The organism is Micrococcus sp. GbtcB5 (assembly GCF_019091605.1).
Classification (GTDB): Bacteria; Actinomycetota; Actinomycetes; order Actinomycetales; family Micrococcaceae; genus Micrococcus; species Micrococcus luteus.
In genome coordinates this window covers 1-239 of record NZ_JAGXJK010000431.1, presented here as the reverse complement: position 1 = coordinate 239, position 239 = coordinate 1, and the positions used below count along the sequence as shown (strand labels likewise).

Annotated in this window: 1 protein-coding gene; it reads right to left on the bottom strand. The window is 79.1% G+C overall.

What is annotated here, in order from left to right:
* On the bottom strand, positions 1–239 hold a 239-nt coding region (locus tag KVS67_RS13010; RefSeq protein ID WP_217565551.1), incomplete at both ends, for a hypothetical protein.

The following is a 239-nucleotide window of genomic DNA, read 5'->3' as shown; positions in this document are numbered from 1 at the left end:
GGAGCCCCACAGCCGGCTGGGGCTCGGCGACCACGCGCAGCGGGGTCTCCAGCTGCGCGGTCTGCCCCTCGGGCAGGGGGACGGACTGGACGGGCTGACGGCGGCGGCGCTGGAGCTGGCGGCGCAGGCCGACGACGCCCAGCAGTCCGGCCGCGGCGGAGGCGCCGGTGCCGCCGATGGTGGCCCAAGCGGGGGCCTCCTCCCGGGCAGCCTGCTCCTGGTGGGAGGACAGATCGGCG